Below are 23,940 nucleotides of genomic sequence, written 5' to 3' on the forward strand. Positions count from 1 at the left end.
TTGGAGTCCGGTTCACCGGGTACGGCAGCCGGTATGCGGATCGTCATCGTGGGTGCCAGCGGGAACGTGGGGACGGCGGTGCTGCGCCGGCTGCGGCAGGAATCCGGGCTGGAGCTGGTCGGAGTGGCCCGCCGGCTGCCCGGCCCGGACGCCGGTGAGCCGTACGACGGGGTGGAGTGGCACTCGGTCGACATCGGGGCGCCGGGCGCGGACGGCAAGCTCGCCGCGATCTTCGCGGGGGCGGCGGCGGTCGTGCACCTGGCCTGGCAGATCCAGCCCAGCCACGATCAGCGCACCCTGCACCGGACCAACGTCGGCGGCAGCCGCGCGGTGACCGCGGCCGTCGTCCAGGCCGGCGTTCCGGCCCTGGTGTACGCCTCGTCGGTCGGCACCTACGCGCCCGGCCCGAAGGACCACCCGATCAGCGAGCGGTGGCCGGCGACCGGGGTGCCCGGGTCGTCGTACAGCCGGGACAAGGCCGAGGTCGAGGCGCTGCTCGACGAGGTGGAGCGGGAACACTCCGCGCTGCGGGTGGTGCGGCTGCGCCCCGGGCTGATCTTCCAGCGGGACGCGGGCACCGAGATCACCAGGTACTTCCTCGGGCCGCTGGCTCCGGTGCGGCTGCTGCGCTACGGGCGGATCCCGGTCGTACCGTCCAATCGCCGGCTGCGGATGCAGGCGGTGCACGCCGACGACGTGGCCGACGCGTACGCCCGGGCGGTGCTGGGTGACGCGCGCGGCGCGTTCAACATCGCCGCGGACCCGGTGCTGACCCCGGAGCTGGTGGCCCGGCACTTCAAGGGCTGGACGGTCCCGGTGCCTTCCCCGGTGCTGCGCGTCGCCGCCGCACTGACCTGGCGGTTCCGCCTGCAGCCGGTGGACGCCGGCTGGGTCGAGCTGGGTCTGAACGCCCCGCTGATGTCCAGCGAACGCGCCGAGACCGAGCTCGGCTGGCACCCGAAGGTCGACGCGGTGACCGCCCTGCGCGACCTGTTCACCGGCATGGCCGAAGGCGCCCACACCCAGGGCCCGCCCATGTCCGGCGCCCCCGACCTACCCGGCCGCCCCGCCGCCCTCCTCAAGGCCCGCACCCCCGGCACCGGCAACCCCTACTGATCAACCGTCAGCTCAGGCGGGAGGAGGTGATGGTCGGGGGGCGGGCGCCGAGGAAGAAGATGCCGGGGAGGCCCTGGGTCTCGAAGGCGTCGCTCTTGTTTCGCCGGAGGGTGGAGTTCTCGATGGTCATGGTGCCGGTGCGGTTGTTGCTGACGAAGAAGATCGCGCCGCCGCCCTCGTTGGCGTGGTTGTCCTCGATGATCGTGCCGGCGATCCGCACGGTGAACTCGTTGCCGTCGCAGTAGATCGCGCCGCCGCTGCCGCCGCCCGCGGTGCCGGCCTTCGCCGGGTTCGCCCCGTCGCCGACCGCCTTGTTGCCGCGCAGCACGCTGTTGAGCACCACCCAGGACACGCCGATGCTGCTCAGCGCCGACCCGTTCGAGCAGACCCCGCCGGTGAAGGTGCTGTTCACCACGTACACCGGCTTGTTGTCGTACTGGCTGAGCACCCGCAGCGCGGCGCCGCCCAGGTCCGGGCCGAGCCGGTCGCAGCGGTTGTCGACGAACCGGGAGTTGACCACCTTCACCCGGCCGCCCCGGACGAAGATCGCGCCCCCGCCGCCGCCCTCCGTACGGTCGCCGGTGGAGTTGCCGTCGGCGAAGGTCAGGTTCTGCACGGTGAGCTGCGGGTGGTCCTGGTTCTGGCAGTGCGAGGTGGTCCAGCCCTGCGCGCCGTCGCAGGTGTTCATGTAGAGGATCCGCCGCTGGCCACCACCGCTGAGGGTGACCTTGCCGCCGCCGTCGAGCACGATCTTCGGCCCGTTGGCGTTGCGCACCTTCGCGGTGGCCTTCATCGTGATCGTCACCGGGGCCGGCCCGCAGTCGAAGGTGATCACCCCGCCGGCCGCGACCGCCTTCACCACCGCGTCCGACGTGCAGCTCGCCGGGGTGCCGGTGCCGATCGTCCTGGTCGGACGGGAGGTGTCCACCGCGCGCGCCTCGGCCGGCACCGACGCACCACCGCCCGGGTTGCCGGCGCTGAGCGCCTTGCCGGGGGTGGGCGCCTTCGGCGACGGACTGCGGCCCAGCCCGGCCCGCGCGGTCGGCGTCGGGGTCGCCTTCGCGGGGCTCGGCTTCCCGGTGGCGGTGGGGGTGGCGGTGGGGGTGGTCGCCGCGCCGGTGGCGGCGACGGTCACCGCCTCGTCGCCGGGCTGCCGGCTGCCGCAGGCGGGCAGGGTCGCGGTGGCGACACCGAGGACGAGCAGGGCGACGGCGGACTTCATGCGCACCCGCTGATGCTAGGAGCCGCACCCCCCGAACGACGAATCCCACGCCCGCTCTTAACCCACCCCTAAACCACACCCCAGCCGAGGCGCGCCGCCCCCGTACTCCGGGGGCCAGGTGCCGGGGTGAGCGGCGTTCAGGCGTGGGAGAGGGCGAAGGCGACCAGGAAGCCGAACACGGTGATCAGGCCGACCAGCAGGTGCGCGTCCTCGAACGCCTCCGGCACCATGGTGTCGGTGATCATCGCCAGGATGGCGCCCGCGGCAAGCGCGGTGATGGCGGCCAGCACCTCCGGCGGGGCGCCGCCCAGCAGGGTGTAGCCGAGCAGCGCGGCCACGCCGCTGATCACGGCGATCGCCGTCCACAGCAGGAAGACGTACCGGCGGGTGCGGCCGGCCTGCCGCATGCCGGCGGCGCTGGACAGGCCCTCCGGCACGTTGCTCAGGAAGACCGCGACCACGGTGACCAGGCCGACCTGCCCGCCGGTGAGCAGGCTCGCGCCGATCACCACCGACTCCGGAATACCGTCCAGCAGCGCGCCCACCGCGATCGCCGACCCGGAGCCGGGCTGCTCCTGCTCGGAGGGCTGCTCGTCGCCGGCGCGCTTGCGGTGCCGGGCGCCCCGTCGGGCGAGGAGGATGTTCGCCCCGGTGTACGCCAACGCGCCGACCGCCGCGCCGATCGCGGTCGGCAGCAGGCCGCCCTGCTCGTGCGCCTCGGCGATCAGCTCGAAGGAGACCGCGGAGAGCAGCACCCCCGCGCCGAACGCCATGATCGACGCGATGATCTTGCGGGGCACCCGGGCGAAGAACCCGGCGGCCGCGCCGACCAACAGCGCCGACCCGGCCAGCAGACCCCAGGCACCCGCTTGCAACCACTCCGGCATTCCGGGGACGCTACCCGCGTGCGCACCCGCCCAACCGTCCGGCGGCCCGCCAAACCGCCCCGGCCCCCGCGGGCCGGCGGGAGCGGGGGTCAGAAGTCGGCGAAGAGGTACGGCAGCGCGCGCGGGAAGAGCCGGCGCAGCTCGGCCGCCGCGTCCGGCGGCACGTCACCCAGCCCGCGCACGTGCACCTCGGCCGGGTCGAGCACCCCGTACGCGAGGGCGGAGAGCCCGGCCGCGGTGAGCGTCGCGGTGGGCGTTGGTGGGCCGTCCGAGGTCAGCTCCAGCTGCCCGGTGGCGCCGTCGAGCAGGTGGGTGCCGGCCAGCCAGCGGTCCTCGACCAGCTCGACCCGCACCCGGCCCGGCCCGGCGGGCAGCCCGGCGATGGCGTCCACGGTCAGCAGCCGGGCCATCGGGGCGGACGCGCCGGGGCGGGCCACCCGCGCCTCCACGTGCACGGCCAGGTCGGTCAGCCACAGCTCGGGCAGCTCGTCGGCGGGCACCCGGAAGCTGATCGACTCCACCTGGTCGACGTGTCGGGCGAGGAACTGCAACAGCAACCCCCGGGCGTACGGGTCGGCGGCGAGCAGGTCGTCGCCGACCAGCTCGCCGCCGTGGTCGTCGATCCGGTAGGTGAGCGCGCCGACCGTGCCGCCGTCGACGTGCGCGGTGATCAGCCAGCGGTCGTCCCGGTCGCGCAGCCCGGCCTCGCGAAAGTCGGGGAAGATCGAGAAGCCGTGCCGCTCGCGCAGGCAGCGCTCGGTGAACGACCGGTACCCGTCGTAGCCCGCCCCGATCCGCTCCCAGGTGACCGTGCCGGGCAGCTCGGCGCGCAGCAGCGGTGCCAGGTCGGCTGGGGAGAACCGGACGGTACGCGGCTTGGGCAGCCCCACGTAGCCGAACTTCTCGTAGAAGCTGGGCCGGAACGGGTAGAGCGCGGTCAGCGGGTGCCCGCAGTCGCGCATCTCGTCGAGCAGCTGGTGCAGCAGCGCCCGTACGTGCCCCCGCCGGCGGGCCAGCGGGTGGGTGGCCACACCGGCCACCCCGGCCATCGGCAGCACCGCGCCGCGCAGGTTCTGCCGCATCGGCACGGCGCTCGCCACGGCGGCGGTCTCCCCGCCCTCCTCGACCACGAGCGTCCGGTTGCCCTTGTTGTACGGCAGGTACCGGTGGAACGCCTCGACCCGCTCACGGTCGGGCGGGGACGCCTCGAAGGCGTACGCCTGGAGCGGAAAGCTGGTGGTCAGACGTTCCTCTGCGGCCAGGCGACGGATGAGCATCCGTCCATCCCATCCCGACCGGCCGCGCGCCGCAACCCGATCGGGCCGGTTCAGCCCTCGGCACCGGCGGGAACGGCCCCGCCGACGACGTCGGAGACGACCACCGTGACGTTGTCCGGCGCGCCGGACTGGTGGGCCAGCTTGACCAGCTGCTCGCCGCACTGCTGCCGGTCGTGGTAGGTGGTCAGCGCGGCGTGGATGTCCTGGTCGGTGACGTAGTCGGAGAGCCCGTCGCTGCACAGCAGCAGCCGGTCTCCGGCGAACACGGTGAGCACCCCGACCGCGGGCGGCGCGTCGGCGCCCTGCACCGCCCGGGTCACCAGGGACCGCTGCGGGTGGTGCCGGGCCTGGTCGGGGGAGAGCGCGCCCTGGTCGACCAGCGCCTGCACGAAGGTGTCGTCCCGGGTGAGCTGGGTCAGCTCGCCGTCGCGCAGCAGGTAGCAGCGGGAGTCGCCGACCTGCGCGAGCACCAGGGTGTCGCCGGCGAGCAGGCCGGCGGTGAGAGTCGTACCCATCCCGTCGCGCGCCGGGTCGGCGGAGATGGCGGCACGGATGCGCTGGTTGGCGGTGGAGACGACGGCGCGCAGCGCCTCGGCGGCCTCGTCCGGTACGACGGGCGGGTCCAGCTCGTCCAGGATCCGGATGACGATCTCGCTGGCCACCTCGCCGGCGGGCAGCCCGCCCATGCCGTCCGCGACGGCCACCAGGCGGTCACCGGCGAGGGCGGAGTCCTCGTTGTTGGTGCGGACCAGGCCGACGTCGTTGAGGATGGCCGAGCGGAGGATCATCGTCATGGGACAAGCTTGCCCGATGCACCGTCCATTCGTCTCTACGCAGTGATGCCCAGGGCCGGAAAATGATGCCGGTGTCGATGGTCGGGCGGCGCGGTCGCACGTCGCGGACGGGCGGGCGGCGCTGGCTAGGGTGACCGCGACGACGGCGGGAGGGGGCGGTGATGGGGGAGCGGCTGCAGCCGGTGCTGGCCGGGGTGGTGACCGCGCTGGTGGGCTTCGCCAGCTCGTTCACCGTGGTGCTGGCCGGGCTGCGCGCGGTCGGCGCCGACGAGGCGCAGGCCGCGTCGGGCCTGCTCGCGGTGAGCGTCGCGTCCGGGCTGTGCGCGGTCTGGCTGGGCCTGCGGCACCGGATGCCGATCGCGATCGCCTGGTCCACTCCGGGCGCGGCGCTGCTGGCCGCCACCGGGCCGGTCCCGGGCGGGTGGCCGGCCGCGGTCGGCGCGTTCCTGCTCTGCGGGGTGCTGATCGTCGCCGCCGGGCTCTTTCCGGTGCTGGGCCGGGCGGTGGCCGCCATCCCCGGCCCGGTTGCGGCGGCCATGCTGGCCGGGGTGCTGCTGCCGCTGTGCACCGCGCCGGTCCGCGCGCTGGTCGAGGTGCCGACGCTGGCCGCGCCGGTGATCGTGGCCTGGCTGGTGCTGCACCGGTTCGTCCGGCGCTGGGCCGTGCCGGGCGCGCTGGTGGTCGCGGCGGTGACGATCGCGGTCACCACGTCGGGTGGGCGGCTGGGCGGCCTCCGGCCGGTGGTGGAGCTGACCGTGCCGGCGTTCAGCGTGCCCGCGGCGGTCGGGCTCGGGCTGCCACTGTTCCTGGTCACCATGGCCGCGCAGAACGTCCCCGGCACGGCGGTGCTGCGCGGCTACGGCTACCGGCCGCCGCTCCCGTCGGCGCTGCGGGTCACCGGGCTGGCCACCGCGCTCGGCGCGCCGGCCGGCGGGCACGCGGTCAACCTCGCCGCGATCACCGCCGCGCTGGCCGCCGGCCCGGATGCCCACCCGGACCCGGAGCGCCGCTGGATCGCCTCGGTCACCGCCGGGGTGGGGCTGGCGCTGCTCGGGCTCGGCGCGGGGCTGGCCACCACGCTGGTGCTGCTCTCCCCGCCGGTGCTGATCGAGGCGGTGGCCGGTCTCGCGCTGCTGGGCGCGCTGGCCACCGCAATCGCCTCGGCCGTGGCCGAGCCGGACAGCCGGGAGGCGGCCGTGGTGACCTTCGTGGTCACCGCCTCCGGGGTGAGCCTGCTCGGCGTGGGCGGCGCGTTCTGGGGGCTGGCCGCCGGTTGGCTGATGCTGCTGCTCTTCCGCCGCAGCGCGCCGCGGAGCGGAGCTGATCCCGGTCCCGCGCGTGCGCCAGCTCCCGCGTCCGCGCCTGTCCCAGCTCCCGCTTTTGTCCCCGCGCCCGCGCCCGCGCCCGCGCCCGCGCCGGCTCCCGCGCCCGCGCCCGCGCCCGCGCCCGCGCCGGCTCCCGCTTCCGTCCGCGAGCCGGTCCCGGCTGCCGACTCCGCGCCCGTTCCCGGGCCGGCGGCTCACGAGCGGGTGCCCGGGCCGATGGCGACCGTCGAGGCGGTGAGCGGTTCCGAACGGGAGCAGGCACCCGACGGCACTGGTCGTTGAGGTGCCTCGCCCGGGTCGCGCGGTTCGTCCACCGGGACGCGCGGCCGCGAGGTGGGACGGCCGGCGCGCCGGGAGTGGGATGTCGACGAGGACCCTTTGGAGCTGATGTCGTAAACGAATCGGCGCTCCGCGCTCGGCGGGTTGAGGGCGGGCCGTGGGCGGTGGGCCGTGGCCGGTGCCCGTCGGCTCCCACCTCGACTGTCTGACGATCTGATCGGACCGACCTCGTCGATCGGGCCGGGACGGCGACCGCCGGTCACCGACGCGCGAGGAGCGGCGTGACCCTGCTCCAACCCAGCTGCCCGCCGGAGCAGGTGAATCGTTTACGTCATCAGCTCCAAAGCGTTCGCGACACACAGCACGGAGTCCGACGTGCCGGCACCTTGGCGGCATCGGAGCGGTCGGTCGTGCCGGGGCCATCGGTCGTGTGGGGCCGCCGGCTTCGGTCGGGCGTGTGGGGCACCGGTCGTGCGGGAGACCGTGGGCCGCCGGTCACTCCTCGGGCGGCAGGTCGCCGACGCCGACGGTGAGGCGTACCTGGTCGTCGGTGACCCCGGCGATCTGGTCGGCGAGCACGTAGACCGCGCCGGTGCGGGCCAGCTCGGTGGAGACCTTGAGGTAGCCGGTGCGGCGCAGTCGGGCGGCCAGGTCGGCCGGTACGTCCGGCTCCTCGACCGCGGCCGACTCGATCAGTTCGTCCAGGCTGCCGCCGGGGTCGGCGGTGGACGCCTCCACGGTCACCGCGTTCGGGTCGCCCCGCTGGACGAGGTCGACCGTGCCGACGTCGACGCCCACGGTGTCCACCACCCGCATGCCGGTGGTGACCCGGGAGATGGCGGCCTGCTGCTGCGCGATGCCCTGCTGCTCCATCTCCGAGCGGTTCCCGGGCCCGCCCGGCGCTAAACCGGCGGCGCGGTCGGCGGGAGCCAGCCGCCCGGCGGGCGGGGGGACAGCTCCCGCCAGCCGTCCGTCCCGGCCAGCAGGGCCCGGACGGTCTCCTCGGCCTCCTCGGCGCTGGCGTACTCGTAGAACTGGGAGACGCCCTCCGCGCCGCCGGCCCGCTGCTCCACGTGCCAGCGGTCCGCGTCCACCCGGAGGAACACGTCCCGCCGGGCCAACCGTCCCCATCTGCCGTTCCACCAGTGCCTGCGCTGCTCCATGGCCGGACTCTATCGAACATGTGTACGACACGCGTCGGCCCCCGTGAGATTCCCACGGGGGCCGATGTGCGGTGCGGTGGATCAGCGCTGCGTCGGCGGCTCCGTACGACGCCCCAGCACGTCGTCCAGCGCCCCGCGCTGCTGGCCCGGGGTGGTGTGGCCGGCCGAGACCAGGGCGTCCCGGATCTCGGTGAGCAGCTTGACCTCCTCGCTGGGCGCGGCGGGCGGCGGCTCCTCGCCCCGGCGCCGGCGCTCGGCCAGCTTGTTCATCGGGTAGACGACCAGGAAGTACAGCGTCGCCGCGGTGAGCAGGAAGGTGATCGCCGCGTTGATGAAACCGGCCCAGTCGATGTAGTTGCCCTTGGTGATCTCCCAGGAGCCGGAGAACTGATCCTTGCCTCCTCCGAGAGCCTTGATTAGCGGTTCCAGGAACGACTTCGTGAACTGGGTGACCACGCCCGTGAACGCGGCGCCGATGACGACACCGACCGCCAGGTCGACGACGTTGCCGCGCATGATGAAGTCTTTGAAGCCCTTGAGCATCCGCACTCCCGTGCTGTCCGGTTTTCGGTCCGGCACAACCTATGCCCCGGGAGGCGGCTCCAGAAAAGCGCCGGCCTCGATCGCCGCGCGCTGCGGATCGCCGGCCCTGATCGCGGCCACCAGTCGACCGTGGTCGACGTACCGGGCAGGTTCCAGGGCGTCGCCCATGGCGTGCGCGACGGTGCGGCGCAACGCCGTGCCGACCGAGGCGTAGAGCTCGGCAAGCATCCCGTTGTGGGCGGCGGCCACCACCGCCGTGTGCAGCGCCGCGTCCGCCTCGACGAACTCCGCCACCCCGCCCGAGCGCCAGGCGGCCTCCCGGGCCGCCAGCGCCGCGTCGAGCGCCGCCAGGTCCTCCTGGGTACGCCGTACCGCGGCCAACCGGGCCGCCTCCACCTCGAAGGCGCGCCGCACCTCGACCACCTCGGCCGTCGGCTCGTCGGTGAGCCGGCGGGCCACCACCGGGGCCAGCTCGTCGGTCGACACCACGTACGTCCCGGAGCCCTGCCGGCACTCCAGCACCCCGGCGTGTACCAGCGCCCGGACGGCCTCCCGGACGGTGTTCCGCCCGACGCCGAGCGCGGCGACCAGCTGCGGCTCGGTCGGGATGCGCGCGCCGACCGGCCACTCCCCGCCGAGGATCCGGGCCCGGAGCTGCTCGGTGGTCTGCCGTACCCGGTGCCCGCGCGGTGGCACGGCGACGGCGCCGCCCGTCGGCGGGCCGACGGAATTCGCCGGCGGTGTCATCGGTTACAGCCCACGCCGAAATTCATCCCATGATTGTAGGTTCGAGGTCATGACCCCGCCACCCACCGCCGCCGTGCGACCCGCCCCCGCCACGCCGCCCACCGTCGAACACGCGACCGGCCGGCGGGTGCACCCGGCCAGCGGCGGCGCGTTGGTGCTGGTCGGGATGCTGCTGGTCGCGGTGAACCTACGGGCTGCGGTGACCAGCCTGGGCGCCCTGCTCGACGAGGTACGCACCGGCCTGGCCCTCTCCGGCACGCTGGCCGGCCTGGTCACCACGCTGCCCACGATCGCCTTCGCCGGCCTGGGCGCGCTCACCCCGTGGCTGGTCCGCCGCTGGGCTGCGCCCCGGCTGCTGCTGGTGGCGATGTCCGTCCTCGCGCTGGGCCAGGTGCTGCGGGTGGTCACCGACTCCGCGCTGGTCTTCGTGCTCACCAGCGCGCTCGCGCTGGCCGGCATCGCGGTGGCGAACATCCTGCTGCCGATGCTGGTCAAGCAGCACTTCCCGAACCGCACCGGGCTGGTCACCGGGGCGTACACGATGGCGCTGACGGTGGGCACCACGGTGGCCGCCGCCTCCGCGGTGCCGGTGGCGCACGCCTTCGGCTCCTGGCGGGCCGGGCTGGGCATCTGGGCCGGGCTGGCCGCGGTGGCCGTACTCCCGTGGGTGCCGCTGGCGCTGCGGGCCCGCGCCGCCCGGCGGGCCGCGCCCGCGACGGCGCCGGTGGCCCGGCCCCGGGTCCGACCCGGGCGCACCCGGCTCGGCTGGGCGATGGCGGTCTACTTCGGCGCCCAGTCGCTCAGCGGGTACGCGATCATGGGTTGGCTGGCGCAGCTGTTCCGGGACGCCGGCTTCACCCCGGAGACCGCCGGCCTGCTGCTCGCCGGGGTGACCGCGCTCGGGGTGCCGATCGCACTGGTGATGCCCACGCTGGCCGGCCGGCTGCGCACCCTGCGCCCGCTGGTCCTGTCACTGACCGCGGCGTCCACCGCGGCGTACCTCGGGCTGGCCCTGGCCCCGCACGGCGCCGCGCTGCTCTGGGTCACCCTGCTCGCCATCGGCCAGGGCGCCTTCCCGCTGGTGCTCACCACCATCGGGCTGCGCGCCCGCACCGCCGAGGGCACCGTGGCGCTGTCGGCGTTCGCGCAGAGCACCGGGTACGTCATCGCCGCGCTCGGCCCGCTGCTGGTCGGCGTCCTCTACGAGGTGACCGGGGGCTGGACGGCGCCGCTGGGCTTCCTGATCGGCGCGCTGGCCGTGCAGACGGCGGCGGGCATGGTGATCGCCCGTCCCCGGTACGTCGAGGACGAGCGCTGAGGACGAGCGGTCAGGAGGAGGCCGGGGTGGGTTCGCCCGCGACGGCCTGCTCGACCGTCGGGTACGTGTGCAGCACCTCGACCAGGCCGCTGACCTCGAGGATGCGCAGCACACCACGCTGCGGGGCGGCCAGCCGGACCACGCCGCCGGCCTCGTCGCAGCTGTTCTTCGCGCGCACGAAGACCGACAGCCCGGTGGAGTCGCAGAACGACACGTCCGCCAGGTCGAACACCAGCCTGCTGCGACCCTTGTCGAGCAGGTCGGTGATCTGGTCCTGCAGCTGCGGTGCGGTGGCCATGTCAAGCTCGCCCGCGACCGACACGACGACCACGTCGCCGTGCTGCTCGGTGTGCACCGTCAAGGACATTCGGACCTCCTGTGTTCGGTGGAACGGTATCCCACGATGGGGGTGGCACGCAGAACGGGAGCGCGACCGGTGGGGACGATCATTCCTTTGCCGCGGGGCAACTACCCGCCGGTACCCCAGTGATAGAGTCCGGCCGGCCCAGCTCACAGGAGGTAGACCATGGCGTTGACCGCGGACGAGAGCAGTCGGCTCGCCGGCCTGCTGAGCGCCCATGCCGATCGGGTGGTCCAGCGCTGGACGGAGGTCGTGGCCGCCTCGCTGCGCGGCCGGCTGAGCCAGGCCGAGCTGCGCCTGCAGGTGCAGGAGCTGCACCGTAGCATGATCAATGCCGGTGAACGAGGGCTGACCGACGTCGCCTCGGAGAGCACCGGCGAGCTGCGCGCCGTGCTGGCCGAGCTGTCCCGCAACCGGGCCCGCCAGGGCTTCTCCGCCACCGAGACGGCGATCAGCATCTACGCCCTCAAGGACGTGCTGGTCGAGCTGATGGAGGCGGGCGAGATCGAGTTCTCGCTGCGCGACTACGTGGGCTTCACCGCGCTGATCGACCAGATGGGCCTGTACACCTTCGAGACGTACGTGCACGCCCGGGAGAGCCACATCGCCGACCAGGCGGAGCAGCTGCTCGAACTGTCCACCCCGGTGGTGAAGATCTGGGAGGGCGTGGTCGCGGTGCCGCTGGTCGGCACGCTCGACTCTGCCCGGGCCCAGGTGGTGATGGAGCGGCTGCTGCAGACCCTGGTCGACACCGGCTCGCCGTACGCGATCATCGACATCACCGGCGTGCCGGCGGTGGACACCCAGGTCGCCCAGCACATCCTCAAGACGGTGGTGGCGGCCCGGCTGATGGGCGCCGACTGCATCATCTCCGGGATCCGCCCGCAGATCGCCCAGACCATCGTCGCGCTCGGTATCGAGTTCGGGGACATCGCCACCAAGTCCAGCCTGGCCGACGCGCTGCGCCACGTGCTGCGGCTGACCGGCGTGGAGACCGCCCGTCGCCAGCCCCGCCGGGAGTCGTGATGGAACGGGTGCCGATTCTGAAGATCGGCGACATCCTGCTGGTCTCCATCCAGATCGACATGTCCGACCACACCGCCGTCGGTCTGCAGGATGACCTGGCCGAGCGGATCGTGGCGACGGGCTGTCACGGCGTCATCATCGACATCACCGCGCTGGACATCGTTGACTCGTTCGTCGGGCGGATGCTCTCCACCATCGCCGCCATCTCCAAGGTGCTCGACGCCGAGACGGTGGTGGTCGGGATGCGTCCGGCCGTCGCCATCACCCTGGTCGAGCTGGGTCTGTCGCTCAACGGCATCCGGACCGCGCTGAACGTCGAGCGCGGCATGGAGCTGATCGCGGCCAGCCGCGAGGACGACCTCGGGTACGACGAGGTGGACGCGGAACCCGGGACGGCGGCGACATCAGCATGACCGCGGGCGTCGACGTGGGCCGCCCACAGGCGCAGACGATCGGCAGCGACGAGGACGTGGTCCGGGTCCGGCAGCTGGTGCGTACCGTGGCGGTGGCGGTGAAGCTCTCCCTGGTGGACCAGACGAAGCTGGTGACGGCGGCCAGCGAGCTGGCCCGCAACACCCTGATCTACGGCGGCGGCGGCAGCGCCGAGGTGACCGCGGTGGAGGACGGCCGGCGCCGCGGCGTCCGGATCGTCTTCGCCGACACCGGGCCGGGCATCCCCGACCTGGCGTTGGCCCTGACCGACGGCTACACCACCGGCAACGGCATGGGCCTGGGCCTCAGCGGGGCCCGGCGGCTGGTCGACGAGTTCGACATCCAGACCGCCGTCGGCGAGGGCACCCGGATCACCGTCACCAAGTGGTCCCGTTGACCATGGAGGTGGTCCCGGACGCCGGGGTGTGGTTCCGGGTCGAGAGCGGCAGCGCCGCCAGCGCGGTCCGCCGGGCCGCCGAACGCCTCGGGCGGCAGCTCGGTCTCGCCGACAGCCGGACGGCCGACCTCGCCATCGTCGCCGCGGAGCTGACCAGCAACCTGGTCAAGCACGCCCAGGACGGCAGCATGCTGCTGCGGCCCGTCCGCGACGGTGACACGGCCGGCGTGGAGCTGGTCGCCGTCGACGCCGGCCCCGGCATGGCCGACCTGACCGTCTCGTCCCGGGACGGCCACTCCACCACCGGCACCCTCGGCATCGGGCTGGGCGCGATCACCCGGCAGGCCAGCTGGTCCGACGCCTGGTCCTGGCCCGGCAGGGGCACGGTCATCGCCGTGCAGGTCTGGCCGTCGCCGACCCCGCCGCCGGCGGCCTGGGTGGCCGGGCTGACCCGGCCGATCACCGGGGAGCAGGTCAGCGGCGACGGCCACGCGGCCCGGGTCGTCGACGGCCGGCACCAGGTGCTGGTCTGTGACGGCCTCGGGCACGGCGCGCTGGCCGCGTCGGCCACCGACGCCGCGCTCGCCGCGTTCCGGTCGGCGCCCGCCGGGCCGCCCGCCACGGTGGTGCAGCACCTGCACCGGTCCATGTCGCACACCCGGGGGGCGGCGCTGGCGGTGGCCGAGCTGGACCGGTCCGCCGGCTTGTTGCGCTACTCCGGGCTCGGCAACATCGCCGGCAACGTCCTCGGCCCGGACGGCGGACGGCGCGGCCTGGTCTCGCTGCCCGGCATCGCCGGCCACCAGCGCCCCACGGTCCGTGAGTACGACTACCCGTTCGCGCCGGGCTCCCGGCTGGTGATGCAGAGCGACGGCGTGGTCGACCGATGGCGGATCGAGGACTACCCGGGTCTGCTCGGCCGCTCGCCGCTGGTGATCGCCGCGACCCTGCTGCGGGACGCCGGGATCCGCCGCGACGACGCCTGCGTGCTGGTCGCGGAGCTGCCGGCATGACGCCGCCGGAGCCGCTGCTGCGGATGGCGCTGCGGGTGGAGCAGGACATCTTCCTGGTCCGCCAGCGTGGGCGCGAGGTCGCCGCCGGGGTCGGGCTGGAGCACCAGGACCAGGTACGCCTCGCCACCGCCCTCAGCGAGGTGGCCCGGGACCTCCTGCGGCTGGCCGAGGGCGCCGACGTCACCTTCCGTACCGCCGAGGAGTCGGACGGCCGGTACGCGCTGCGGATCGACCTGTTGCCGGTCCGCCCGCTCCCGGGTGACCGGTACGAGCCGCAGTCCGGTGCGGTTGCGCGTCTGGTGGACAGGTTGTCGGTGAGCACCGTCGAGGGGGATACCGTCGTGATGATGTCCCGACGTGTCCCGGCCACCGCCCAGGAGCTGACCGCGGCGCGGCTGGCCGAGCTGCGCGCCGAGCTCGGGCACAGCGCGCCGGCCAGCGCCCTGGACGAGCTCGCCACCCAGAACGAGCAGTTGATCGCCGCGCTCGACGAGGTCCGCAGCCAGCGCGACGAGCTGGCCGTGCTCAACGCCGAGCTGGAGGAGACCAACCGCGGGGTGATGGCGTTGTACACCCAGCTCTCCGAGGAGCTGGAGGAGACCAACCGCGGGGTGGTGGCGCTCTACGCCGAGCTCGACGAGAAGTCCGCGCAGCTGCGCGCCGCGAGCGAGTCGAAGAGCCGCTTCCTGGCCAACGTCAGCCACGAGCTGCGCGCCCCGGTGACCGCGATCATCGGGTTGGGGCGGTTGCTCACCGACTCCGCCTCCGACCCGCTCACCGAGGAGCAGGCGGAGCAGGTCGGGCTGATCCGGTCCTCGGCCGCCGACCTGCTGTCGCTGGTCAACGACCTGCTGGACCTGGCCAAGGCGGAGTCCGGGCGGATCGAGCCGGAGTGGGCCGAGGTCGACCTGCGGGCGCTCTTCGGCCAGCTGCGCGGGACGCTGCGCGCGCTCACCACCCGGTCGACGGTGGAGCTGGTGGTGGAGGAGCCGCCCGCGCCGGCCGTGCTCCGCTCGGACGAGGTGCTGCTCGCGCAGGTGCTGCGTAACCTGCTGCACAACGGGTTGAAGTTCACCGAGCGGGGCGAGGTCCGGATGCGCGCGGAGCGGGACGGCGACCGCTGGCGGATCTCCGTCTCCGACACCGGCTCCGGCATCTCCCCGGAGCTGCACGAGCGGATCTTCGAGGAGTTCTACCAGGTGCCGGGGACCAGCCGCTCCGGCGGCACCGGCCTGGGCCTGCCGTACGCCCGGCGGTTGGTGTCGTTGCTCGACGGCACCCTGGAGCTGACCAGCGAGCCGGGCCGGGGCAGCACCTTCACCGTCGTCCTGCCGGCGGGCGAGGGCTGAGCGTGGCCGCCGACCAGGCGACCGTGCTGGTCGTCGACGACAGCCGGACCAAGCGCTACCTGCTGGTCAGCTGGCTGACCCGGGCCGGCTTCCAGGTGCGCGAGGCGGAGACCGGCGGCGAGGCGTTGGCCCGGGTCGGGGTGGAACCGGTCGACCTGGTGGTGCTCGACGTCCGGCTGCCCGACCTGAGCGGCTTCGAGGTCTGCGAGCGGATCAAGGAGGCCCACCCGGCGATGCCGGTGATCCACGTGTCCGCGCACGCGGTGGACGTGCAGGACCGGGCGCAGGGCCTGACCCGGGGAGCGGACGCCTACCTGGCCGAGCCGATCGAGCCGGAGGAGCTGGTCGCCACGGCCCACGCCGTGCTGCGTTACTACCAGGCGCGGCAGCGGGCGGAGCTGCTCGCCGAGCGGCTCACCGGGCTGGCGGACACCACGGTCGCGGTGCACGCCGCCCCGACCTTCGCCCGCCTGCTGGAGGAGGCGGCGGCCGGCGCCGCGCAGATCTTCAAGGGCCCGGCCGCGGTGGTCGCGGAGACCTTCGACGGGGACTGCCTGGCCGGCGTCGCCGCCGGGCCGGACAGCCCACCGCAGGTGGTGCCGTGGGTGGTGGACGACACCGGCGTGCCGACCGGTTCCACCGTACGGATCGAGGAGCCGAGCGCCTGGGGGCTGGTGCCCTGGCCGGCGGGCGAGACGGTGACCGTGGCCGCGGCCAAGCTGCGGGAGGACCGCGCCCCGCTGTACGTGGTGGTGCCCTCCAGCACCCAGACGGCCCGGACGCCGGTGCTGGTGCAGCTGGCCCAGGCGGTCGCGGCGGCGGTGGAGGGGCAGCGCTCCTTCGACGAGGAGCACCGGATCGCGGTCACCCTGCAACGCAGCCTGCTGCCGCGCCGGCTGCCCGAGGTCGCCGGCCTGGATCTGGCCGTCCGGTACGAGCCGGCCAGCGCCCAGACCGAGGTGGGCGGCGACTTCTACGAGCTGGTCATGTTGGATGGTCACCTGCTGATGGCGATCGGCGACGTGGCCGGCCACTCGCTGCACGCGGCCACCGTGATGGCCGAGCTGCGGCACGCCATGCGGGCGTACGCGGTGGAGGGGCACCAGCCGGGGGTGATCCTGGACCGGCTGAACGTGCTGATGCGTACCCTGCTGCCGAACGAGCTGGCCACCATCTGCCTGCTGCTGCTGCACCCGCCCACCGGACGGATCCGGCTGGCCAGCGCCGGGCACCTGCCGGCGGTGATCAGCCTCGACGGCCGGGTCGAGTTCGTCCAGCACTCCGCGCCGCTGCTCGGGGTGCGCGCCGAGCGCCCGCCGGACCTGGAGTTCACTCTGCCGGCCGGGGCGACCCTGGTGCTCTATACCGACGGGCTGATCGAACGGCGGGACGCCACCATCGACGAGGGGCTGGCCGCGCTGGCCACCTGCGTCACCCGGGTCGACGACGACCTGGACCGGTTCTGCGAGCGTCTGCTGGTGGAGCTCGCGCCGCCGGAGATCCACGACGACGTCGCCGTGGTCGCCCTCCGCCGCCGCTGAGCCAACCCGTCCCCGGCCGATCGCGCAGCGGGGAGCCCACCCGGGCTTCCGTCGATCGAAGTCACATTGAGTGAGCGTGACTGGGCGTCGCTCTCCGTGATCTCCCCGCGAGCGTCCCGCGTGCCTGCTCCGCCCCTTTGCTCTGCTGCCATATCGGCGACACCATGCTGAGCTGCGGTTATCGCCGCCACCGATTCGGAGCACTCGGTGCCCGGGGTTACCCGGTGTGCCTGTCGCGTCGGTGGCAGCAGAGCAAAGCGAGGAGGTGTGGCCCGGGGATGGCGGCTGGTCGGCTACTCTCCGTCGCGCCTTTGGTCGCCGGTCGGCGAGGGGATGCCCCGCGCCGGAACGTCGCGCGTGCCGCGCACGCCGTCGCCTTCGTTGGGCGCCAGCCCAGCCAGCCCAGCCAGCCCAGCCAGCCCAGCCAGCCCAGCCGGCTCAGCTCAGGGAGCGGGCGTACGCGGCCGGGGAGACGCCGGCGACGGCGGTGAAGTCCCGGACCAGGTGCGCCTGGTCGCTGTAGCCCAGGTCGATGGCGAGCGCGGACCAGTCGGGCGGCCCGGCGACGGCCTGTTCGATCGCCTCCTGCAGCCGGTAGCGCCGGATCACCCACTTCGGGCTGACCCCGACGTGGTCGAGGAAGAGGCGCTGCAATCGCCGGGTCGACACACCGTGCCGGCGGGCGAAGTCGTCCACCCGGAGCACGCCGCGGTCGGCGCGGATCGCCTCGGCCAGCGCGACCGCCTCGGCCGCCGCCGGGTCGGGCTCGGGCTTCCAGGCGGTCAGGAAGGCGTCCAACGCGCGGCGGCGCTCGTCGTCCGTACCCGTGCAGCGGCCCGGCGGGTCGGCGGGCCCGGCGCCGTCGCCCGGCGCGGCGGAGACGGCCGGGTGGTGGGTGAACGGCGGGCCGGCTGCGCGGGCGGCCTCCGGCGCGACGGTGAGCGGCACCCGGCGGCCGGTCAGTTCCGCCACCGACCGGCGCCAGAACGGTCGGAAGCCGCCGGGGCGGAACTGGATGCCGCTGACCGTGCCAGTGCCGGTCAGGGTGATCGAGAAGAGCTTCCTTCCGACGCCGGCGATCTCGGCGGTCTCGGGGCCGCCGGCCGCCCGGCGGAACACCGCGTTGACCGCCGGGTGCGGCACCACCCGTTGTTCGAACGGCGCGGTCAGCACCCAGTCGATCAACCAGTAGTGCTCGACCCACGACGCCAGGGCGGGCGCGGGCGGCAGCCGCCGGAACCGCAGCTCCCGCCGCAACCGGTCCGGGTCGAGGATGCCCCGGTTGTCCCCGCGTGGCTGTCGCATTCGTTCAAGACCACCTTCATACGCTGGCCCTATGGCAACGAAGACTAGCGAGCTGCTGGCCGCCGCCGCGCCACGCACGGTGTCGGTGGTGCGGGAAATCTCCGACGACCAGTTCGACCTGCCCACCCCGTGCGTGGACTACACCGTCCGGGACCTGCTCAACCACGTGTACGACGTGGTGGTCAACTTCCAGACCCTGGCGGCGCGGCGGGAGGTCGACTGGTCGGTGTCGACCGACCACCTGACGCCGGGCTGGCGGGACCGCTTCGCCGAGGAGGCCGGGCGGCTGGTCCGGGCCTGGGACGACCCGGCGGCCGAGGAGGGCACCTCGCCCGGCATGGGGCTGCCCCAGCGGACCGTCGGTCTGATGGGACTGATCGACCTGACCGTGCACGGGTGGGACCTGGCCCGGGCCACCGGGCAGCCGTACCAGCCGGCCCCGGAGGTGACCGGCGCGGGCCACGGCTTCATGGACGAGATGGGCGACACCGGCCGGAAGATGGGTGCCTTCGGCGAGCCGGTCGAGCTGGGCGAGGACGTGCCCGACCTGGACCGGCTGCTCGGCCGCACCGGCCGCGACCCGGCCTGGACGCCCTGAGCCGGCCCGCCGGGCCTTGACGGCCACTATTCATCCAGTGAATAGTGGCCGTCATGTCCACGCCGCACGTGCTGCTCGGGTTGCTGGCCGGCGGCAGCCGGCACGGCTACGAGCTCAAGCGCGCGTACGACGCCCGGCTGCCCCGCGCGAAGCCGCTGGCGTTCGGGCAGGTCTACGCCACCCTGGGCCGCCTCGAACGGGACGGCCTGGTGGCGGCCGCCGGGCAGGAGCGGGCGGCCGGCCCGGAGCGCACCGCGTACGCGCTGACCGCCGAGGGCCGGGCTGCGCTCGACGACTGGCTCGCCGCCGTCGAGCCACCCATGCCGTACGTCTCCGGCACGCTGCTGGCCAAGGTGGTGGTGGCGCTGCTGGTCGCCGACGTGGCCACCGCCCGGGCCTGGCTGGCCGCCCAGCGCGACGCGCACACCGGGCGGCTGCGCGAGCTGACCCGGATCAAGACGGCGGCCACCGCCACCCTCGACGACATCGTGACGGCCGACTACGCCATCGCCCATCTCGACGCCGACCTGAGGTGGCTGCGGACCACCCTGGACCGGGTCGCCGACTGGCACCGGGAGGTGCACTCGTGACGGAACTCCAGGCTCGCGGTGTGGTCAAGGCGTACGGGCCGACACCCGCGCTGCGCGGCGTCACCCTCGACGTCGCCGAGGGTGAGATCGTCGCCGTCACCGGCCCGAGCGGCTGCGGCAAGTCCACCCTGCTGCACTGCCTGGCCGGCATCCTCCGCCCCGACGCCGGGCAGGTCAGCTGGCGCGGCGAGCGGATCGACACCTGGTCCGAGGCGGCGCGGTCGAGGCTGCGCCGCACCGAGTTCGGGGTGCTGTTCCAGTTCGGTCAGCTCGTCGCCGAGCTGACCGCGGCGGAGAACGTCGCCCTTCCGCTGCTCCTCGCCGGCACGGGGCGGCGAGAGGCGCGGACGGTGGCGCTCGGTTGGCTGGAGCGGCTGGGCGTGGCCGAGGTGGCCGACGCCCGGCCCGGTGAGATGTCCGGCGGGCAGCAGCAGCGCTGCGCCACCGCCCGGGCGCTGGTCACCGAGCCCCGGGTGCTGTTCGCGGACGAGCCGACCGGCGCCTTGGACACGCTCACCGGTGAGCAGGTCCTCGGTCAGCTGGTCCGGCTCGCCCGCGAACAGCGCACCAGCGTCGTGCTGGTCACCCACGAGCCGCGGATCGCCGGGTACGCCGACCGGGAGGTGGTGCTCCGCGACGGGGAGGTCGACCACACCGGGCTCGGGGCGGACGTGCCGGCCGGTGGTCACCGGTGAGGCCAGGGACCCTGCTGCGGCTGGCGCTGGCCGGCACCCGTACGGACACCGCCCGGGTGGTGCTGACCGCGCTCAGTGCCGCCCTGGCCACCCTTGCCGGGCTGGCCGCGCTGACCGTGCTGGCCATCCCGACACCGCCCGCGACGCGTGCGAACCAGGTGCGGTGGTCGGAGCAGTACGCCAACCAGTTGCTGGTCGAGCCGGGGCTGCGCGGCGGCACCGCCTTCGCCTTGCTGCTGCTGGTCGTGCCGGTGCTGGCGCTGGCCGGGCAGTGCGCCCGGCTGGGCGCGCCGGCCCGGGACCGCCGGCTCGCCGCCCTGCGGCTGGCCGGTGCCACCCCGGGCCAGGTGACCCGGCTCGCGGCGGCGGAGACCGGGCTGGCGAGCCTGCTCGGCACCGGCGTTGGGCTGGTGCTCTACCTCGTCGGGCGGTGGGTGTACGACACCCCGGACGCGCGGGGCCGGCTGCCGTTGCCGATCGACGTGCTGCCCGCGCCGGGCGCGCTGGCGGCGGTGGTGCTCGGTCTGCCGCTGCTGGCCGCCCTGGCCACCGCGGTGCTGCTGCGCACGGTGGCCACCACACCGCTCGGGGTGGTGCGCCGGCAGCGGCGGGAGCGTGGCCCGCGCCCCTGGGTCGGTCTGCTCATCCTGCTCGGCCTGCTGGCCTTCGCCGCCGTCCAACCGCTGCAGCGCTGGTACGAGGCACGGGATCAGGCGTCGCCGGACGGGCTGGTGTCGCTGCTGCTGGCCGGCGGTGGACTGGCCGCCATGGTGGGCGTGGTGGTGGGCACCGGCTGGATCTCGTACAGCACCGGTCGGGTGCTGCGCCGGCACGCGCGCCGGCCGGCCGCGCTGCTCGCCGCCGGCCGGCTGGCCGCGGACCCCTGGGCGGGCAGCCGGACCTTCGCCACCCTGCTGGCTGCGGTGCTCCTCGGCGCCGGGGCGGCCGGGCTGCGGGCGTACTTCGTCGCGGCGACGGAGCTGGACCGGCGCGGCCTGGGCGGCATCGGTGGGGGCGACTTCTACCTGCGCACCATGGACCTGGTCGACCTGGCGGTGGCGGTGGCGATGCTGGTGGCCGCCGGCGGCTTGGTCGTCGCGCTGGTCGAGGGCGTCACCGCGCGTCGGCGGGCGTACGCGGCGTTGGTCGCCACCGGCGTGCCACGGGGGACGATCGGACGCTCGATCGCCTGGCAGGCGTTGGCCCCCGCGGTGCCGGCCGTGGGGCTGGCCCTGGCGGTGGGGCTGCTGTTGGCCCGGGGTCTGTTCGGCACGCCGACTGGCGGTGGCTCCTCCACCGAGGTGTGCGACGCCGCCGACCAGATCTGTGCCGACCCGGTGCTGCGGCAGCAGCACGTCCGGATGGTGACCGAGCCGCTGGTGCGGATCGCTCCCGCCGTACCGTGGGAGCAGCTGGCCTGGCTCGGCGGCGGCGCGTTGGCGGCGGTGCTGGTCACGGTCGGTGTCGGTCTGCTTTTCCTGCGCGCCAGCACGTCGGTGGAGGAGCTGCGTACCGGCTGAACGTGGCCGCGGATCAGCGGCCGTGGAAGAGGCCGGCGGCCCAGGCGAGGGCGAGGCCGACGACGGTGGAGCAGCAGCAGACCAGCAGGGCGGCGGCGACCACGCCGAGCACCAGCCAGGCCGGCCCGCGCCGGCCCGCCGCCGGCCCGGCTGCCGGGGGTACGCCGTCCGCCGGCTCGCCCTCGGGGACCGGGCCGGTGCCGGGCGGCTGGTCCGCCGCCCGGCTCCCGTCCGTCGTCCCGGGCTCCTCGCGCATCGGGTCAGGCGCGGCCGAGCCGGTCGAGGATCCAGGCGTTGACGAACGCCTCCTCGCGCCAGGCGTCGTACCGGCCGCTGGGGCCGCCGTGCCCGGCGCCCATCTCGGTCTTGAGCAGGTAGTCGCCCCGTGGGGCGACCGCTCGCAGCCGGGCGATCCACTTGGCCGGCTCGTGGTAGAGCACCCGGGTGTCGTTGAGGCTGGTCACTGCCAGGATGGCCGGGTAGTCGACGGGCGCCACGTTCTCGTACGGCGTGTACGACTTCATGTACGCGTACACCTCGGGGTCGTCGAGCGGGTTGCCCCACTCCTCCCACTCGGTGACGGTCAGCGGCAGCGACGGGTCGAGGATCGAGGTGAGCGCGTCCACGAACGGCACCTGCGCGACGATGCCGGCGAAGGCGTCGGGGGCCAGGTTGGCCACCGCGCCCATCAGCAGGCCGCCGGCCGAGGCGCCCCGCGCGACCAGCCGGTCGGCGGCGGTCCACCCGGCCTTGACCAGGTGCCGGGCGCAGGCCACGAAGTCGGTGAAGGTGTTCTTCTTGGCCAGCAGCTTGCCCTGGTCGTACCAGCGGCGGCCCAGTTCGCCGCCGCCGCGGATGTGCGCCACGGCGAAGATCACGCCCCGGTCGAGCAGGCCGAGCCGGGCCACCGAGAACCACGGGTCCATGCTGGCCTCGTACGAGCCGTACCCGTAGAGGACGGCGGGGGCGGTGCCGTCGCGCGGGGTGCCCCGGCGGCAGACCAGCGAGATCGGCACCCGGGTGCCGTCGTCGGCGAGCGCCCAGTCGCGGTGCTGCTCGTAGTCGTCCGGGTCGTACGGCCGGCCGTCCGGGCCGGGCAGCACCGGCTTGCGCCGCAGCAGCGCCATCTCCCGGGTGACCAGGTCGTAGTCGTACACCGAGTCGGGGGTGACCAGCGAGGTGTAGTGCAGCCGGATCCGCCCGGTGCGGTACTCCGGGTTGGCGTCCAGCCCGACGCTGTAGATCGGCTCCGGGAAGTCGAGGTCGTGCGCGTCCCCGCCGCCGACCGGCAGCACCCGCAGCCCGGTCAGCCCGTTCGCGCGCAGCGAGACCACCAGGTGGTTCTCGAACGCGTCGACCGCTTCCAGCCGGGTGCCGGGGACGTGCTCGATCAGCGGCACCCAGTCACCGGGGGTGTCCGCCGAGGTGTACGCCAGCGCGAAGTCCTCGGCGCCGTCGTTGTGCAGGATCAGGAAGCGGTGGCCGTGGTGCTCGACGGCGTACTCGACGCCCTGCCGGCGCGGCGCGACGCTGGCCGGCGTGCCGGTCGGGTTGTCGGCCGGGACAACCAGCACCTCGCTGGTGACCTTGCTGTGGATGTCGATCAGCACGAACCGCTCGGAGCGGGTCAGCTCGACGCCCACCCAGAACCGCTCGTCGTCCTCCTGGTGGACCACCACGTCCTCGCCCGACGGGGTGCCGACGGTGTGCCGCCACACCCGGTTGGGTCGCCAGGCCTCGTCCACGGTCACGTAGAACAGCACCGAGGCGTCGGCCGACCAGGCGGTGCCGTAGAAGGTGTCCGGCACCTCGTCGCCGAGCAGCTGACCGGTGGTGAGGTCCTTGATCCGCAGGCTGAACCGTTCGTCGCCGGAGAAGTCCGTCGAGTACGCCAGCCAGCGCCCGTCCGGGCTGACGTCGAACGCGCCGAGGGAGAAGAAGTCGTGCCCCTCGGCGAGCTGGTTGCCGTCGAGCAGCACCTCTTCGCCGTCGAGCGGGGCGCCGTCCGCGCTGATCGGCGGGGTGGTCTCGCCGTCCCGGACCGCGCGGCGGCAGTGCACGCCGTACTGCTGGCCCTCGACCGTGCGGGTGTAGTACCAGTGGCCGCCCTTGCGGGTGGGCACCGACCGGTCGGTCTCCCGGGTGCGCTTGCGGATCTCGGTGAACAGCTCGCCGCGCAGCCCCTCCAGGTGCGCCGTGCGCGCCTCGGTGTACGCGTTCTCGGCCTTCAGGTGGGCGATCGTCGCCGGGTCGTCCTTGGCGGCGAGCCAGGCGTACTCGTCGAGGACGGTGTCGCCGTGGTGGGTGCGCTCGCTCGGCTCACGCTTGGCGACGGGCGCGGTGTCGGTGGTCACGGCGTCACGTTACCGGCCGCCCCCGACCCGCGGCCGCCGGCTCGGGCACCGACCCGCCGCCGGGTCTTTCGAACATGTGTACGATGAG

The 23,940-nt window shown here is 74.3% G+C and carries 25 protein-coding genes; 13 read left to right on the forward strand and 12 right to left on the reverse strand.

Translation table 11 applies throughout. From position 1 onward, the window contains the following. Positions 1-33: 33 nt before the first annotated feature. Positions 34-1,116, forward strand: a complete 1,083-nt coding sequence (locus ACFY3U_RS08310) for an NAD-dependent epimerase/dehydratase family protein (protein ID WP_387196940.1) — start codon at positions 34-36, stop codon at positions 1,114-1,116. A 7-nt stretch (positions 1,117-1,123) separates the two neighbouring features. On the opposite strand, the gene ACFY3U_RS08315 is transcribed toward ACFY3U_RS08310, so the two are convergent. The 4 genes from ACFY3U_RS08315 to ACFY3U_RS08330 all read right to left on the reverse strand — a co-directional run bounded on the left by ACFY3U_RS08315 (position 1,124) and on the right by ACFY3U_RS08330 (position 5,296). After that, the gene (locus tag ACFY3U_RS08315) at positions 1,124-2,338 is read right to left on the reverse strand and encodes a hypothetical protein (RefSeq protein ID WP_387197630.1); all 1,215 of its coding nucleotides are present in this window, start codon (positions 2,336-2,338) and stop codon (positions 1,124-1,126) included. A 137-nt stretch (positions 2,339-2,475) separates the two neighbouring features. After that, positions 2,476-3,225 (reverse strand): ZIP family metal transporter, encoded by a 750-nt coding sequence (locus ACFY3U_RS08320; protein WP_387196943.1) that lies wholly within the window; start codon positions 3,223-3,225, stop codon positions 2,476-2,478. A gap of 89 nt (positions 3,226-3,314) precedes the next feature. Then, the gene (gene eis / locus ACFY3U_RS08325; RefSeq protein WP_387196946.1) at positions 3,315-4,502 is read right to left on the reverse strand and encodes an enhanced intracellular survival protein Eis; all 1,188 of its coding nucleotides are present in this window, start codon (positions 4,500-4,502) and stop codon (positions 3,315-3,317) included. 50 nt (positions 4,503-4,552) lie between these two features. Then, a complete protein-coding gene (locus tag ACFY3U_RS08330) occupies positions 4,553-5,296 on the reverse strand; it encodes a PP2C family protein-serine/threonine phosphatase (protein WP_387196949.1) in 744 nt (247 codons plus the stop codon). 161 nt (positions 5,297-5,457) lie between these two features. Here ACFY3U_RS08330 and ACFY3U_RS08335 point away from each other — a divergent pair, with 161 nt between their 5' ends. After that, positions 5,458-6,903: a benzoate/H(+) symporter BenE family transporter gene (locus ACFY3U_RS08335; RefSeq protein ID WP_387196953.1), complete on the forward strand. Its 1,446-nt coding sequence runs from the start codon at positions 5,458-5,460 to the stop codon at positions 6,901-6,903. A 492-nt stretch (positions 6,904-7,395) separates the two neighbouring features. On the opposite strand, the gene ACFY3U_RS08340 is transcribed toward ACFY3U_RS08335, so the two are convergent. The 4 genes from ACFY3U_RS08340 to ACFY3U_RS08355 all read right to left on the reverse strand — a co-directional run bounded on the left by ACFY3U_RS08340 (position 7,396) and on the right by ACFY3U_RS08355 (position 9,353). After that, positions 7,396-7,773 (reverse strand): hypothetical protein, encoded by a 378-nt coding sequence (locus ACFY3U_RS08340; RefSeq protein WP_387196956.1) that lies wholly within the window; start codon positions 7,771-7,773, stop codon positions 7,396-7,398. A 29-nt stretch (positions 7,774-7,802) separates the two neighbouring features. Next, positions 7,803-8,063 carry a hypothetical protein gene (locus ACFY3U_RS08345; RefSeq protein ID WP_387196959.1) on the reverse strand — a complete coding sequence of 87 codons (261 nt, stop codon included), beginning with the start codon at positions 8,061-8,063 and terminating at the stop codon, positions 7,803-7,805. Positions 8,064-8,144: 81 nt separating this feature from the next. Continuing rightward, positions 8,145-8,606, reverse strand: a complete 462-nt coding sequence (gene mscL / locus ACFY3U_RS08350; protein ID WP_387196962.1) for a large conductance mechanosensitive channel protein MscL — start codon at positions 8,604-8,606, stop codon at positions 8,145-8,147. Positions 8,607-8,645: 39 nt separating this feature from the next. After that, positions 8,646-9,353, reverse strand: coding sequence for a FadR/GntR family transcriptional regulator (locus ACFY3U_RS08355; protein WP_387196965.1), 708 nt, complete (start codon positions 9,351-9,353; stop codon positions 8,646-8,648). Positions 9,354-9,402: 49 nt separating this feature from the next. On the opposite strand from ACFY3U_RS08355, the gene ACFY3U_RS08360 reads away from it, so the two are divergent. Then, positions 9,403-10,671, forward strand: a complete 1,269-nt coding sequence (locus tag ACFY3U_RS08360; RefSeq protein WP_387196968.1) for an MFS transporter — start codon at positions 9,403-9,405, stop codon at positions 10,669-10,671. Between the two features lie 10 nt (positions 10,672-10,681). Here the strand turns inward: ACFY3U_RS08360 and ACFY3U_RS08365 are convergent, their stop codons facing one another. Beyond that, on the reverse strand, positions 10,682-11,038 hold the full coding sequence (locus ACFY3U_RS08365) for an STAS domain-containing protein (RefSeq protein ID WP_387196971.1): 357 nt from the start codon (positions 11,036-11,038) through the stop codon (positions 10,682-10,684). 159 nt (positions 11,039-11,197) lie between these two features. Between ACFY3U_RS08365 and ACFY3U_RS08370 the strand changes: the two genes are divergently transcribed. Genes ACFY3U_RS08370 through ACFY3U_RS08395 form a run of 6 tightly spaced genes read left to right on the forward strand, consistent with a single transcriptional unit; the run spans position 11,198 to position 16,790 of the window. Next, positions 11,198-12,058 carry an STAS domain-containing protein gene (locus tag ACFY3U_RS08370; protein WP_387196974.1) on the forward strand — a complete coding sequence of 287 codons (861 nt, stop codon included), beginning with the start codon at positions 11,198-11,200 and terminating at the stop codon, positions 12,056-12,058. Next, positions 12,058-12,471 carry an STAS domain-containing protein gene (locus tag ACFY3U_RS08375; protein WP_387196976.1) on the forward strand — a complete coding sequence of 138 codons (414 nt, stop codon included), beginning with the start codon at positions 12,058-12,060 and terminating at the stop codon, positions 12,469-12,471. The genes ACFY3U_RS08370 and ACFY3U_RS08375 overlap by 1 nt, the downstream gene beginning before the upstream one ends. Continuing rightward, positions 12,468-12,887, forward strand: coding sequence for an anti-sigma regulatory factor (locus ACFY3U_RS08380; protein ID WP_387196979.1), 420 nt, complete (start codon positions 12,468-12,470; stop codon positions 12,885-12,887). The genes ACFY3U_RS08375 and ACFY3U_RS08380 overlap by 4 nt, the downstream gene beginning before the upstream one ends. Positions 12,888-12,889: 2 nt before the next feature. Beyond that, positions 12,890-13,900, forward strand: a complete 1,011-nt coding sequence (locus tag ACFY3U_RS08385) for a SpoIIE family protein phosphatase (protein WP_387197633.1) — start codon at positions 12,890-12,892, stop codon at positions 13,898-13,900. Beyond that, positions 13,897-15,249 carry a sensor histidine kinase gene (locus ACFY3U_RS08390; RefSeq protein WP_387196981.1) on the forward strand — a complete coding sequence of 451 codons (1,353 nt, stop codon included), beginning with the start codon at positions 13,897-13,899 and terminating at the stop codon, positions 15,247-15,249. The genes ACFY3U_RS08385 and ACFY3U_RS08390 overlap by 4 nt, the downstream gene beginning before the upstream one ends. Before the next feature lie 2 nt (positions 15,250-15,251). Continuing rightward, a complete protein-coding gene (locus ACFY3U_RS08395) occupies positions 15,252-16,790 on the forward strand; it encodes a SpoIIE family protein phosphatase (RefSeq protein WP_387196985.1) in 1,539 nt (512 codons plus the stop codon). 438 nt (positions 16,791-17,228) lie between these two features. Here ACFY3U_RS08395 and ACFY3U_RS08400 read toward each other — a convergent pair whose 3' ends face one another. Further along, positions 17,229-18,095, reverse strand: a complete 867-nt coding sequence (locus ACFY3U_RS08400; RefSeq protein ID WP_387196989.1) for a DUF6597 domain-containing transcriptional factor — start codon at positions 18,093-18,095, stop codon at positions 17,229-17,231. 31 nt (positions 18,096-18,126) lie between these two features. On the opposite strand from ACFY3U_RS08400, the gene ACFY3U_RS08405 reads away from it, so the two are divergent. From ACFY3U_RS08405 to ACFY3U_RS08420, 4 genes are read left to right on the forward strand one after another with little or no spacing between them, the layout of a single operon-like run. Further along, on the forward strand, positions 18,127-18,693 hold the full coding sequence (locus ACFY3U_RS08405) for a TIGR03086 family metal-binding protein (protein WP_387196992.1): 567 nt from the start codon (positions 18,127-18,129) through the stop codon (positions 18,691-18,693). A 53-nt stretch (positions 18,694-18,746) separates the two neighbouring features. Beyond that, the gene (locus ACFY3U_RS08410) at positions 18,747-19,283 is read left to right on the forward strand and encodes a PadR family transcriptional regulator (RefSeq protein WP_387196995.1); all 537 of its coding nucleotides are present in this window, start codon (positions 18,747-18,749) and stop codon (positions 19,281-19,283) included. Further along, positions 19,280-19,978 carry an ABC transporter ATP-binding protein gene (locus ACFY3U_RS08415; protein ID WP_387196998.1) on the forward strand — a complete coding sequence of 233 codons (699 nt, stop codon included), beginning with the start codon at positions 19,280-19,282 and terminating at the stop codon, positions 19,976-19,978. The genes ACFY3U_RS08410 and ACFY3U_RS08415 overlap by 4 nt, the downstream gene beginning before the upstream one ends. Beyond that, entirely contained in the window at positions 19,975-21,498 is a 1,524-nt protein-coding gene (locus ACFY3U_RS08420) for an FtsX-like permease family protein (RefSeq protein ID WP_387197002.1), read from the forward strand. Before ACFY3U_RS08415 ends, ACFY3U_RS08420 begins: the two co-directional genes overlap by 4 nt. Positions 21,499-21,511: 13 nt before the next feature. On the opposite strand, the gene ACFY3U_RS08425 is transcribed toward ACFY3U_RS08420, so the two are convergent. Both ACFY3U_RS08425 and ACFY3U_RS08430 read right to left on the reverse strand, forming a co-directional pair. Beyond that, positions 21,512-21,754, reverse strand: coding sequence for a hypothetical protein (locus tag ACFY3U_RS08425; protein ID WP_387197005.1), 243 nt, complete (start codon positions 21,752-21,754; stop codon positions 21,512-21,514). 4 nt (positions 21,755-21,758) lie between these two features. Beyond that, the gene (locus tag ACFY3U_RS08430; protein ID WP_387197008.1) at positions 21,759-23,852 is read right to left on the reverse strand and encodes a S9 family peptidase; all 2,094 of its coding nucleotides are present in this window, start codon (positions 23,850-23,852) and stop codon (positions 21,759-21,761) included. Between the last annotated feature and the right edge of the window lie 88 nt (positions 23,853-23,940).

Origin of the sequence: Micromonospora sp. NPDC000089, from assembly GCF_042899365.1 — a bacterium.
Lineage (GTDB): Bacteria > Actinomycetota > Actinomycetes > Mycobacteriales > Micromonosporaceae > Micromonospora.